Source organism: Vibrio sp. MED222, from assembly GCF_000153005.1.
Lineage (GTDB): Bacteria > Pseudomonadota > Gammaproteobacteria > Enterobacterales > Vibrionaceae > Vibrio > Vibrio tasmaniensis_A.
In genome coordinates this window covers 24,409-37,015 of the sequence record NZ_CH902611.1, presented here as the reverse complement: position 1 = coordinate 37,015, position 12,607 = coordinate 24,409, and the positions used below count along the sequence as shown (strand labels likewise).

10 protein-coding genes are annotated in these 12,607 nt (G+C 44.1%); 8 read left to right on the top strand and 2 right to left on the bottom strand.

Annotation, left to right across the window (positions count from 1 at the left end):
- Positions 1–34 precede the first annotated feature (34 nt).
- The 5 genes from oppB (at position 35) to MED222_RS02990 (ending at position 5,174) form a co-directional block, all read left to right on the top strand.
- Positions 35–955, top strand: a complete 921-nt coding sequence (oppB, locus tag MED222_RS02970) for an oligopeptide ABC transporter permease OppB (RefSeq protein WP_009848637.1) — start codon at positions 35–37, stop codon at positions 953–955.
- Between the two features lie 15 nt (positions 956–970).
- Positions 971–1,873 carry an oligopeptide ABC transporter permease OppC gene (gene oppC, locus MED222_RS02975; RefSeq protein ID WP_009848636.1) on the top strand — a complete coding sequence of 301 codons (903 nt, stop codon included), beginning with the start codon at positions 971–973 and terminating at the stop codon, positions 1,871–1,873.
- A 51-nt stretch (positions 1,874–1,924) separates the two neighbouring features.
- Complete coding sequence (locus MED222_RS02980) at positions 1,925–2,896, top strand: ABC transporter ATP-binding protein (protein ID WP_009848635.1); 972 nt, start codon at positions 1,925–1,927, stop codon at positions 2,894–2,896.
- Positions 2,893–3,879, top strand: a complete 987-nt coding sequence (gene oppF / locus MED222_RS02985) for a murein tripeptide/oligopeptide ABC transporter ATP binding protein OppF (protein ID WP_009848634.1) — start codon at positions 2,893–2,895, stop codon at positions 3,877–3,879. Before MED222_RS02980 ends, oppF begins: the two co-directional genes overlap by 4 nt.
- A 356-nt stretch (positions 3,880–4,235) precedes the next feature.
- Positions 4,236–5,174, top strand: coding sequence for a glutathione S-transferase family protein (locus MED222_RS02990; RefSeq protein WP_009848633.1), 939 nt, complete (start codon positions 4,236–4,238; stop codon positions 5,172–5,174).
- 93 nt (positions 5,175–5,267) lie between these two features.
- Here the strand turns inward: MED222_RS02990 and pta are convergent, their stop codons facing one another.
- On the bottom strand, positions 5,268–7,433 hold the full coding sequence (gene pta / locus MED222_RS02995) for a phosphate acetyltransferase (protein WP_009848632.1): 2,166 nt from the start codon (positions 7,431–7,433) through the stop codon (positions 5,268–5,270).
- Between the two features lie 146 nt (positions 7,434–7,579).
- Positions 7,580–8,776 carry an acetate kinase gene (locus MED222_RS03000; protein ID WP_009848631.1) on the bottom strand — a complete coding sequence of 399 codons (1,197 nt, stop codon included), beginning with the start codon at positions 8,774–8,776 and terminating at the stop codon, positions 7,580–7,582.
- 341 nt (positions 8,777–9,117) lie between these two features.
- Here MED222_RS03000 and yfbV point away from each other — a divergent pair, with 341 nt between their 5' ends.
- The 3 genes from yfbV to MED222_RS03015 all read left to right on the top strand — a co-directional run bounded on the left by yfbV (position 9,118) and on the right by MED222_RS03015 (position 12,565).
- The gene (gene yfbV / locus MED222_RS03005; RefSeq protein WP_009848630.1) at positions 9,118–9,570 is read left to right on the top strand and encodes a terminus macrodomain insulation protein YfbV; all 453 of its coding nucleotides are present in this window, start codon (positions 9,118–9,120) and stop codon (positions 9,568–9,570) included.
- A 311-nt stretch (positions 9,571–9,881) separates the two neighbouring features.
- Entirely contained in the window at positions 9,882–10,847 is a 966-nt protein-coding gene (locus MED222_RS03010; protein WP_009848629.1) for an ABC transporter substrate-binding protein, read from the top strand.
- Positions 10,848–11,098: 251 nt separating this feature from the next.
- On the top strand, positions 11,099–12,565 hold the full coding sequence (locus MED222_RS03015; protein WP_009848628.1) for a GGDEF domain-containing protein: 1,467 nt from the start codon (positions 11,099–11,101) through the stop codon (positions 12,563–12,565).
- Positions 12,566–12,607 lie beyond the last annotated feature (42 nt).

Genomic DNA, 12,607 nt, shown 5'->3' with positions numbered 1-12,607 from the left:
AATTTTAATTGTCACAGACTGAAAGAGTGAGTTTATGCTTAAATTCATTATGAAAAGGATATTTGAAGCGATTCCAACGATGTTGGTGTTGATCACTATATCTTTCTTTCTCATGCGTTTCGCACCGGGTAACCCGTTTTCAAGCGAGCGTCCATTACCGCCAGAAGTTATGGCTAACATCGAAGCTAAATACGGCTTAGATAAACCAGTATTTGAACAGTACACCACGTACTTAACCAACATCCTTCAGGGTGATTTTGGTCCATCTTTCAAATATCAAGATTACACAGTAAATGAGCTGATTGCTGTAGCACTTCCAGTATCTGCGAAGGTAGGCTTCGTTGCCTTTATCTTTACGCTAATTATGGGGGTCACCGTCGGCACTATAGCCGCGTTGAAGCACAATACCTGGGTCGACTACACCATAATGTCGACAGCCATGCTCGGGGTGGTGATGCCATCCTTCGTGTTGGCACCAGCGCTTATTTACCTTTTCTCCCTGCACTGGAATATATTCCCAGCAGGTGGTTGGCATGGCGGCACCTTCGTGTACATCGTGCTACCTGTTATTGCGATGTCTCTTCTATATGTAGCAACCTTTGCTCGTATCACTCGCGGTAGCATGATTGAAACGTTAAACAGTAACTTTATCCGTACTGCTCGTGCTAAAGGTCTAAGTTACCGTTATATCGTTCTTAAACATGCGCTTAAGCCAGCAATGCTACCTGTTGTGTCATACATGGGACCTGCGTTCGTAGGTATCATCACAGGTTCAGTTGTTGTTGAAACCATCTTTGGTCTACCGGGAATCGGTAAGCTGTTTGTTAACGCCGCGTTTAACCGTGACTACTCGTTAGTAATGGGTGTAACCATTTTGATTGGTTTCCTATTCATCTTGTTCAACGCTATCGTTGATATTTTACTAGCGCTTATTGACCCGAAAATTCGCTACTAGCAGGGACGCATGGTTATGTTGAAGAAAAAAGAAAACTTAGAAGCGATCGAAAAATTCTCTGAGAATTTGGAAATTGAAGGTCGTAGTTTGTGGCAAGATGCGCGTATTCGTTTTATGCGCAACAAAGCGGCAATGATCAGTCTGTTCATTCTAATTATCATGGTGCTTTCGGTAATCTTCTTACCTATGTTGGCGCAGCATGCTTACGATGATACTGACTGGTACGCAATGCACGTAGGCCCAAATGCGGATCACTGGTTTGGTACCGACAGTTTAGGTCGTGACTTATACGTTCGTACAATGATTGGCGGCCGTATTTCTCTGATGGTTGGTGTGATGGGCGCATTTGTAGCGGTACTGATTGGTACGCTTTACGGTGCAGCTTCAGGTTTCATTGGCGGTCGTACTGACCGAGTGATGATGCGTATCCTAGAGATCTTGTACGCAGTACCATTCATGTTCCTTGTGATCGTACTGGTAACATTCTTTGGTCGTAATATTGTACTTATCTTTGTTGCTATCGGTGCTATTGCTTGGCTCGATATGGCACGAATCGTACGTGGTCAAACGTTGAGTCTACGTAGCAAAGAATTCATCGAGGCTGCTCACGTATGTGGTGTAAGTAAATGGAAGATCATTACACGTCATATCGTACCGAATGTATTGGGTATTGTTGCGGTTTACTCGACGCTACTTATTCCGAGCATGATCCTTACTGAATCATTCTTATCTTTCCTTGGTCTTGGTGTTCAAGAGCCTATGACAAGTTGGGGCGCGCTATTACAAGAAGGCTCGCAAACAATGGAAGTTGCTATTTGGCAATTGGCATTCCCAGCGGCATTCATGGTAGTTACGCTGTTCTGCTTTAACTACGTAGGTGATGGTCTGCGCGACGCGCTTGATCCAAAAGACAGATAAAGAAATAGCAAATAAAAATACAAAAGCTATAAAAGATTGAAGGAAGCAATGATGAGCTTATTAGATGTCAAAGATCTGCGCGTCGAATTTACCACGCAAGATGGTATCGTAACCGCAGTAAACGACTTGAACTTCTCACTTAACCAAGGCGAAACGCTGGGTATTGTTGGTGAGTCGGGTTCAGGTAAATCACAAACGGTATTTGCACTGATGGGGCTGCTGGCTAAGAACGGCATCATCTCAGGTAGCGCAAAGTTTGAAGGCAATGAAATTCTTAACCTGCCTGAAAAAGAGCTGAACAAAGTACGTGCTGAACAGATCGCGATGATCTTCCAAGATCCAATGACGTCACTGAATCCTTACATGAAAGTATGTGATCAGCTGATGGAAGTACTGATGCTGCATAAAGGCATGGGTAAAGCAGAAGCGTTCGAAGAATCAGTTCGTATGCTGGAAGCGGTGAAAATCCCTGAAGCACGCAAGCGCATCACTATGTACCCGCACGAGTTTTCGGGCGGTATGCGTCAGCGTGTGATGATCGCAATGGCACTGCTGTGTCGCCCTAAATTGCTTATCGCTGATGAACCAACAACGGCACTGGATGTAACCATTCAAGCGCAAATTATGGAATTGCTGAACGAACTTAAAGATGAGTTCAATACGGCAATCATCATGATCACCCATGATTTGGGTGTTGTTGCTGGCTCATGTGACAAAGTACTGGTGATGTACGCAGGTCGTACAATGGAATATGGCACGGTTGATGAAATCTTCTACGAGCCAAGCCACCCTTATGCGGAAGGCCTGCTTAAAGCAATTCCTCGTTTGGATACCGAAGGTGAAATTCTACCGACGATTCCAGGTAACCCACCTAACTTACTTCGCCTACCAACAGGTTGTCCTTACCAAGACCGTTGTCACCGTGTAATGGACCGTTGTAAGCAAGAAGCACCGATTTTGCAGCCATTTGCTAAAGACCGTCAGCGTGCTTGTTTTTCAGACTGGGAGACTTGGACAAAATGAGTAAAGAATTACTATTAGATATTAAAGACCTAAAAGTTCACTTTAGCATTGCGGCTAAGTCTGCTTGGCCTTGGGCGAAACCATCAAACCTTAAAGCAGTCGATGGTGTTGATGTTCATCTTTACGAAGGCGAAACGCTAGGTGTGGTAGGTGAGTCTGGTTGTGGTAAGTCGACTTTTGCACGCGCAATTATCGGTTTGGTTGAAGCGACTGAAGGGCAAGTGATGTGGTTAGGTCAAGACCTAACTAAGATGCAGGAAGTGAAGCGTCGTGAGACTCGTAAAGAGATTCAGATGATCTTCCAAGACCCGCTAGCGTCGCTTAACCCACGTATGTCAGTAGGCGATATCATTGCTGAGCCTCTAGAGACTTTCTTCCCTGAACTTTCTAAACAAGAAGTAAAGGACAGAGTTAAAGAGATGATGGCAAAGGTTGGCCTATTACCAAACGTAATCAACCGTTACCCACATGAATTCTCTGGTGGTCAGTGTCAGCGTATTGGTATTGCACGTGCGCTTATCTTGAAACCTAAGATGATCATCTGTGATGAACCTGTTTCTGCACTGGATGTATCTATCCAAGCTCAAGTAGTTAACCTTCTTAAGGAGCTACAAAAAGAGTTAGGTTTGTCTTTGGTATTCATCGCGCACGATTTGTCAGTGGTTAAACACATCTCTGACCGTGTCTTGGTGATGTACCTAGGTAACGCGGTAGAGCTTGGTGAATCAGACGCCTTGTTCTCTGACCCTAAGCACCCGTACACCAAAGCGTTGATGTCTGCAGTTCCGATTCCAGATCCTCGTCTAGAGCGCAACAAAACGATTCAGATGTTGGAAGGCGATTTACCTTCACCAATCAATCCACCGTCAGGTTGTGTGTTCCGTACACGTTGCCCACAAGCAACAGAGGCTTGTGCGCAAACTAAGCCAACTATTCAAGGCGATGACGTTCACGCAGTATCTTGCTTGCACGTACAAGTCTAGAGCCTATTTAAAACGGTTCAGCCTGTGACAGGCTTAAGCGCGACTAGTTATTAGAGTCGCGCTTTTTTTGTGTCTAAAGTTCCATATTAAATAAGCTTCATCAAATAATTTGAACAACTAAGCCAACTTCTTCTAGTTTAGAAAAAGTTGGCTTTTTTTATACTAATACCAATCGTAGTAAATAACTGCTCATCCTAGCTTGTTAAAACGCTCGATAACGGCGTTAGAATTTTTGATTGTAGAATAACTACTAACAGAAAAATTCTTCCTTGTTCTCAAGCCTTTTCTCTGCGCTATTTCTGAACATTTACTTACTGTGATTGGTATAAAAAATTTTGGATGACAGAGGTTTGGATATGGGCAAGTTAGTTGAAGGTGTTTGGCACGATGTGTGGTACGACACCAAAGAAAGCGGTGGCAAGTTTGTTCGTGAAGATGCAGGCTTTCGTCACTGGGTAGAGAATAAAGCGTCCGCGCAGTTTCAGCCTGAAAGCGGCCGTTATCACTTGTACGTATCATTGGCTTGCCCTTGGGCGCACCGCACCCTTATCTTCCGAGAGCTTAAAGACCTAACCGATCACATTGACGTGACGGTTGTTTGCCCAGACATGATGAGTGATGGTTGGCAAATGGGGTTACCTGAACCTCTGTTCGGCCATACGCGCATGCATCAAATCTACACTCAAGCCAAACCTGACTACTCGGGTAGAGTGACGGTGCCTGTGTTGTGGGATAAAAAGACTAACACCATTGTGAGTAACGAGTCGTCTGAGATTATCCGTATGTTTAACTCAGAGTTTAATGAACTGACAGGCAACACCGATGATTACTATCCGTGGGAACTGGCAAAGAAGATTGATGAGTGGAATGACTATATCTACCCAAACATTAACAACGGTGTGTACCGAACGGGCTTTGCAACGACACAAGAAGCCTACGAAGAAGCGTATGATGCGTTATTTGAAGCCTTAGACAAAGTAGACGCTCACCTTAGCGAACATCGCTATTTAGCGGGTAACGAGATTACAGAAGCGGATTGGCGCTTGTTTACCACTCTGGTTCGATTTGATGCCGTTTATGTTGGGCACTTTAAGTGTAATAAGCAGCGAATTTCAGACTACGTCCATATTCAGGGCTACTTAAAAGAGCTCTACCAGGTCGAAGGCATTAAAGAGACGACCGATTTTTATCACATCAAGCGCCACTATTATTACAGCCATACAGGTATAAACCCAACCCAAGTTGTGCCGAAAGGACCTGCGCTAGACTTAGAATCAGTCCATGGGCGAGGTTAGATTAATCTTAAGAGCATCAAGTAACCTTAAGCGTTAGATATAAAAAAACCCTAGATAAGAATCTAGGGTTTTTTGCTTTCTACAAAAGAAAAATTAGTTAATTACTTTTTCTTCAGCTTGAGCTGCTTGGTCTGCTTGGATAGCCGTTAGAGCCACTGTGTAAACGATGTCGTCTACTAGAGCGCCACGAGACAAGTCATTTACTGGCTTGCGCATACCTTGAAGCATTGGACCGATAGACACTAGATCTGCTGAACGCTGTACCGCTTTGTAAGTCGTGTTACCCGTGTTTAGGTCTGGGAATACGAATACTGTCGCTTTACCTGCAACTGGAGAGTTAGGCGCTTTAGAAGCGGCTACGTTTTCCATGATTGCAGCGTCGTACTGAAGAGGACCGTCGATCACAAGATCAGGACGTTTCGCTTGAGCAAGTTTGGTTGCTTCACGCACTTTATCTACGTCTGCACCTTTACCAGATTCACCAGTAGAGTAAGAGATCATAGCAACGCGTGGGTCGATACCGAATGCCGCAGCAGAATCTGCAGATTGGATAGCGATTTCAGCAAGCTGTTCAGCTGTTGGATCTGGGTTGATCGCACAGTCACCGTATACAAGAACTTGATCAGGCAGAAGCATGAAGAAGATTGAAGATACGATAGAAGCATCAGGAGCAGTCTTGATGATCTGGAACGGAGGAACGATAGTGTTCGCCGTTGTGTGAACAGCACCAGAAACTAGGCCGTCAACTTCGCCAGCTTCAAGCATCATAGTACCTAGGAATACTGAGTCTTCTAGCTTCTCACGAGCAACAACTTCAGTCATACCTTTAGCGCCACGAAGTTCTACTAGACGAGCTACGTAGTTTTCGCGAACTGATGCAGAATCGATGATCTCAACGCCAGCGCCAAGCTCAACACCTTGCTGTGCTGCAACGCGACGGATTTCTTCAGGGTTACCTAGAAGTACACACGTTGCGATACCGCGCTCTGCACAGATAGCCGCAGCTTTAACTGTACGTGGCTCGTCACCTTCAGGAAGAACGATGCGCTTAGCCGCTTTACGAGCAAATTCAGTTAGCTGGTAACGGAATGCTGGTGGGCTTAGACGACGGATGCCTTGAGTACCTTCAGATAGAGAATCAATCCAAGGGCCATCAATGTGGCTTGCAACGTGATCGTTAACGAACTCGATACGCTCTTTATCGTCTGCAGGAACTTCTAGGTTGAAGCTCTGTAGGTTTAGAGACGTCTGCCAAGTGTTACCTTGAGCTTTGAAGATCGGTAGACCTGAAGCGAATGCTGGTGCACAAAGGTTAGCAATACTTTCTGGAATGTCGTAACCGCCAGTCAGTAGGATTGCGCCAATCTCAACACCGTTTTTCGCAGCAAGAGCCGCAGCAACGATAACGTCAGGACGGTCTGCAGAAGTTACTAGCAGTGAACCTGGCTTGAAGTGCTCAATCATGTGCGGTAGAGAACGTGCACAGAAAGTGATGCTCTTAATACGACGAGTTGAGATTTCACCTTCGTTAACGATTTCAGCGTTAAGGTGCTTAGCCATATCAACCGCACGAGTTGCGATTAGGTCGATGCTCCATGGCACACAGCCAAGAACACGGATAGGACTAGAGTTGAAGATTTGCATTACTTCAAGGTTCGCTTGCTGAGCGCTGTCTGCATCATCAAAGATTTCAGATAGGTCAGGGCGAGTACGACCAGCTTCATCAACAGGAGCGTTAAGCTTGTTGATGATTACGCCTTTGATATTCTTGTTCTTAGTACCGCCGAAGTTAGAACATGCTACTTCGATACGCTCTTTAAGTTGCGTAGGGTTGTCAGTACCAGGAGTCGCAACGAATACGATCTCTGCGCCAAGCGTTTTTGCGATTTCTGCGTTCACTTGGTTTGCAAACGGGTGCTTACGAGTAGGGACTAGGCCTTCGATTAGCGTTACTTCAGCGTCTTTGTTGATTTTGTTGTATTGCTCAACAACAGATTCAAGAAGCTCATCCGTTTTTTCACTACCGATCAAAGCTTCAGCTTTTGTCATTGCGATTGGCTCACCAATCTTAATGTCGCTATTCGCGCTGATGATAGTAGAGGTTAAATCTGGCTGGTTACCACCGCTACGAGGTTGAGCGATTGGCTTGTAGAAAGAAACACTTACGCCCTTACGCTCCATAGCGCGAAGAACACCCATGCTAACACTAGTAAGACCAACACCAGCGCTTGTAGGGATAAGCATAATAGTACGTGACATTGACGAACACCTTTGACTATTGGAAATAAAAAAGCTCAACCGCTATTCCCACCGATAAACATATTGGGGTAGGAATAGAAGTTGAGCCCCATTTTCTTGATATGAAAAACTGACTAGCTTCGAGTGAAGCTAGTCAGGAAAATCAATTAAAGACCTGCTAGTTTCGCAGTGTCTTCAGCAATTACTAGCTCTTCGTTAGTCGAGATAACCATTGCAGGGATACGGCTGTTAGCTGTAGTGATAGTACCTTCGCCGCCGAAACGAGCTTTAAGGTTAGCTTCACCGTCAACTTCGATGCCGAAGATGCCTAGGCGGTTAAGAACCATTTCACGGATTGGGCCAGAGTTCTCGCCGATGCCGCCAGTGAAAGTGATTGCGTCTAGACGACCTTCTAGAGTTGCAGTGTAACCAGCAACGTACTTAGCTAGACGGTGACAGAACACGTCCATTGCACGAGTTGCTTCTTCTTTCTCGCCGTAGTTGTCTTCAACGAAACGACAGTCAGAAGTCACTTCAGTTAGACCAGCAAGACCAGATTCTTTAGTTAGCATGTTGTTGATTTCTTCAACAGAGTAACCAAGAGCGTCGTGTAGGTGGAAGATGATCGCAGGATCTAGGTCACCACAACGTGTACCCATTACAAGACCTTCAAGAGGAGTAAGACCCATAGAAGTATCTACAGATTGACCGTTCTTGATTGCACATACAGAAGCGCCGTTACCTAGGTGACAGTTGATGATGTTAACTTCTTCAACTGGCTTGTTTAGTAGGCCTGCAACTTCACGAGTGATGAATAGGTGAGAAGTACCGTGCATGCCGTAACGACGGATGCCGTGCTCTTTGTACAGGTTGTACGGTAGAGCGTATAGGTAAGACTCAGAAGGCATTGTTTGGTGGAACGCAGTGTCAAATACAGCAACGTTTTGTAGACCAGGGAAGTTCTTTTGAGCCGCTTCGATACCGATAAGGTGAGCAGGGTTGTGAAGAGGTGCAAAAGTCGCAGCGTCTTGAATACCCTTAAGAACTTCATCAGTGATAAGCGCAGAAGAAGTGAACTGCTCACCGCCGTGTACGATACGGTGACCGATAGCGCCAAGGTTAGCTTTAAGCTCAGGCTTAGAAGCAAGAATAGTTTCTACCATGAAAGATAGTGCTTCTACGTGAGCTGCGCCCGCGCCTAGTTGTGCTTCATGCTTGCCATCAAGTTTCCATTTCATACGAGCTTCTGGAAGACCTAGACACTCAGCAAGACCAGTTAGGTGCTCTGCACCTGATTCTGCATCAACAACAGCGAATTTAAGAGAAGAACTACCACAGTTTAAAACTAAAACTAGCTTAGACATTAATGACTACCTGTTTATTTTTCTGATCGAAATCAGTTAAGGATGAAAATTAATCTCAAGAATAGTCGAAGCACATGGGCTTGCGTACTAACCTTGGTCAAAAAAACGTTAATTTCCGTATAAATTGAAAGCACTCTTTATCAAAAAGAGGCTTGTGCATTCCTTGCAGAAGTCTTCTCAAAGTTGCTTAAATTGTAAATAAGGGCAACAATGAGATTGAGGTCTGCAAATAATAGCGATATTGTGCAAATATAACAAAAAAATTTGAAAGAATATTATTTTTCGTCAAATTTTTGTGTTTTTAGTTGATGGTTTCAACTTTTTTTTAATGGGAGACTCATATGAGCAATAGAGTTGGTTTAGCGAGTAGTTTAAAAGATGGCCAAAAGTACATGGATCTCTGGCCCGTCCGCAAAGAGTTAAACTCGATCTTCCCTGAACAGCGCATTATCAAAGCGACGCGTTTTGGCGTGAAAGTGATGCCAGCGATAGCTGCTATTAGTGTTCTTACACAAATGGTCTTTAATAATTATCAAGCGATGCCACAAGCAGTGGTCATGGCTTTGTTTGCAATCAGCTTACCGCTTCAAGGCATGTGGTGGTTAGGTAATCGCTCAAACACACAACTTCCACCTGCGCTAGTCTCATGGTATCGCGAACTTCACGAGAAGATCACTGAAACGGGTTTCGCGTTAGAGCCAATGAAGTCGCGCCCTCGTTATAAAGAATTGGCGATCATTTTAAATCGCGCATTTCGTCAGCTAGATAAATCCTCAATGGAACGTTGGTTCTAATGAGTTTCAACTCTCCCTCTTGTCTGAGAGCAACTATTCATCATTGATGGTTTGTTCTCAGGTTTGATTTTTATTATTTTCGCTTCGCTTTTATTCACCCATCTCCCCCTCATTCCTTTTTTCTCTTACTACTCATGTAGTTTCTTACTTTTCAAATTCTGCCTTTCGCTATTTCACGCATTTTTCGAGCCTTGTTGTGTTTTTGTTAAATATAACTTCAAGTCATCAATAGTTACTGGTAATAATATCAATAGTGATGTTGTTCTCTTTGAGCGAGCAATAATGAGTAGAGCTTGATTCAGGGAGCGATAATGAGTTCTGTAAAAAAGGTATTGGCAGCGGTCGTAAGTTGTCTGTTGTTGCTATGGACAAGCAATGTAATGGCGAACGTTGCCAAAGTTTCGGTTTCACAAGTTGTCGACCATCCAGATCTGAATGCGACGCGTCTAGGGCTTCTTGAAGGATTGAGAGCAAAAGGTTACGAACCGGGTAAAAATTTAGAGTTTTCTTATGAAATGGCTGGTGGCAATCCCGCTCAGGCAGCAAAAATAGCCAGAGAGTTAGTTAGTGAGAACCCTCATGTATTAGTTGGCATCGCGACACCGACCTCTCAAGCGTTGGTTTCAGCGACTCGAACGATCCCGATTGTGTTCACCGCGGTGACAGACCCTATCGGAGCAAGACTTGTTAAACAATTGGAGCAGCCGGGACGAAATGTCACGGGCCTTTCTGACTTATCACCTATTTCCCAACATGTATCTCTTATTAAAGAGCTACTCCCCAATGCAGTTTCAGTCGGTGTGGTTTATAACCCAGCAGAGGCAAATGCTGTTGCTTTAGTAGGGCTGTTAAAGCAGGCAACACGAGACTTTGGCTTTACTTTGCATACTGAAAAAGCGTTGACCATCGATGATGTAGAAGAAAAAACAGCATCCGTGGCTAAGAAATCTGATGTTATCTACGCACTAACTGATAACACGGTGGCAAGCGGTATCGAAGGACTTATAAATGCTGCAAACCAAGCTGGCACACCCGTGGTTGCAGGAGCAACGTCTTATGTTGGCAAGGGAGCAATCGCTGGATTAGGTCTAGATTACTATGACGTCGGGGTGCAGACCGCTGATTATGTGGCCGCTATTTTGAACGGACAAAAACCAGGGAAGTTGAGTGTTAAAACGGCTCAAAGCTCTCAGTTGGTAGTTAACCTAGATGCCGCTCGTGAGCTTGGTTTGACGCTACCTAAGTCTGTGGTTGATCGCGCTATAGTCAGCCGTTGATTAGTATTGACATCAAAAAAACAATGCTCAATAAGTCATTTTGTTAACAGGAATTTAAACCATCACAATGAACAACATTAGTCGACTCTAACCATTAGCTGCGATCTATTTTATTCATTTTTAAGTAGTTATTTCCCCTTCAGGTGCAACGTTAATACCAACTTACATTATTTTACATCGAGAGGGCTGTCGATTAATGTCATAATATTAATGGAACTAATGAAAATAACTGAGCGCTAAGAGCACATTCTATGAAAGTAAATAGGCACTTTAGCCTTACCTTTGTCTTCGGCTTTCCCGCTGTGATCGCGACCATGTTACTTGGGCTGATAGGAAAAAATTATTTTGATGCGGTTGAAAAAGACATCAGCAGTGAGTTTCAGCGTATTGAAGAAGTGTTTAAACGAACGACCAAAATTGTTACCGCTCTAGATTACAGCTTCTCTAATTACTACAAATCAGGAAACCCTCTTTTCCTTGATCACAATAAGCAGGTGGTTGACGGTATTTGCCGTATTTGGCCTATCGACGTATTACTTCTTGCTGACGGAAAAACCGCAGATATCCCCTCTGTCGATATCGACTATATGTTGGTTGGTCAAGAATCCCTTTGCAATGAAACCAGTGATAGCTATAAAAGTGCGTCAGAGAAAATTGCTCTCGCGCCAATTCTTTCATTTTTGTCCCAGCTTGATGAATATCACAACGGCGTACACTTTATAGATACTCGTGGTTATGTGATCTCTTCGCCAGAAGACTTTGCTAAAGAGCTAGGGAAAGAACTACTTTCGACCATAAAAAGCCGCCCGTATTGGCAAAGAACCGCCAACAATCCAGAACAATTGACTTTAACGGGTCCTGCGTATCGATTTGACTCTCTTGACCGTATGATAAGCATGACGATTCCGGTGTTTCATAAGGGGATACATCAAGGAATGCTTTCTGTTGAGATTGACGCCAGTAAATTGCTTGCGAGTTCGAATGAGCACTTAGCCGGTAGAATCGATATTATTGATACCACCTTGGTTAATCCGGTTGATAGCGCTACTTTCTATCACGCGATACAACTGGAAGGAGTCACCTCTCATCACGCGATGTACTACGAATTAGATTTTGCCAAAGAGGTCGAGCACTTTTTTGTCTACGAGAAAGACAGCCTGATTGTCGCTATCATCGTATATCTATTCTCTGTAACGCTCTTTTTCTTCGTTAACTCCAATATTGAACGTGGTTACTTCAAAGAGCTGGCAGCTAAAGATCCGATGACCGGGCTGCTAAACCGTAGGGGACTGGAAGCTTTTTGGCGCAGTGTGGAGCATGACCAGTTATTCGCCTTGACTGTATTTGACATTGATAATTTCAAGTTGATTAATGATACCTTTGGGCATGACAAAGGGGATGATGTTATTCGCTACATGTCCCGCCAGATAAGTAATAGCATTCGAAGTAGTGATGTCGCAGCAAGGTTTGGTGGTGAAGAGTTTGTCGTTTATCTAAAAGGTGATGATCGTGAAACGTTAATGAGGACATTAGAGCGTGTTAAAAATGCTGTCTGTGCGAACTCAGCTAACATTGTACCTAATGGTTTTACTGTCTCTGGTGGTGTTTGCATTACTGAAGCTGAGCATAACAACCTAAGCTTTGAAGAGATATTCAAACACGCGGATGAAAAGTTGTACGTGGCTAAGACGACAGGTAAAGACCGTATCGTATTTTAACCACGCTATTGAACTTCTATGCTAGAGAAGAAGGGCAACTAA

Coding starts and splice junctions, on each gene's coding strand:
- oppF (WP_009848634.1), top strand. CDS start 2,893: ATGAGTAAAGAATTACTATTAGATATTAAAGACCTAAAAGTTCACTTT.
- MED222_RS03015 (WP_009848628.1), top strand. CDS start 11,099: ATGAAAGTAAATAGGCACTTTAGCCTTACCTTTGTCTTCGGCTTTCCC.
- MED222_RS03010 (WP_009848629.1), top strand. CDS start 9,882: ATGAGTTCTGTAAAAAAGGTATTGGCAGCGGTCGTAAGTTGTCTGTTG.
- MED222_RS03000 (WP_009848631.1), bottom strand. CDS start 8,776: ATGTCTAAGCTAGTTTTAGTTTTAAACTGTGGTAGTTCTTCTCTTAAA.
- oppC (WP_009848636.1), top strand. CDS start 971: ATGTTGAAGAAAAAAGAAAACTTAGAAGCGATCGAAAAATTCTCTGAG.
- yfbV (WP_009848630.1), top strand. CDS start 9,118: ATGAGCAATAGAGTTGGTTTAGCGAGTAGTTTAAAAGATGGCCAAAAG.
- MED222_RS02990 (WP_009848633.1), top strand. CDS start 4,236: ATGGGCAAGTTAGTTGAAGGTGTTTGGCACGATGTGTGGTACGACACC.
- pta (WP_009848632.1), bottom strand. CDS start 7,433: ATGTCACGTACTATTATGCTTATCCCTACAAGCGCTGGTGTTGGTCTT.
- oppB (WP_009848637.1), top strand. CDS start 35: ATGCTTAAATTCATTATGAAAAGGATATTTGAAGCGATTCCAACGATG.
- MED222_RS02980 (WP_009848635.1), top strand. CDS start 1,925: ATGAGCTTATTAGATGTCAAAGATCTGCGCGTCGAATTTACCACGCAA.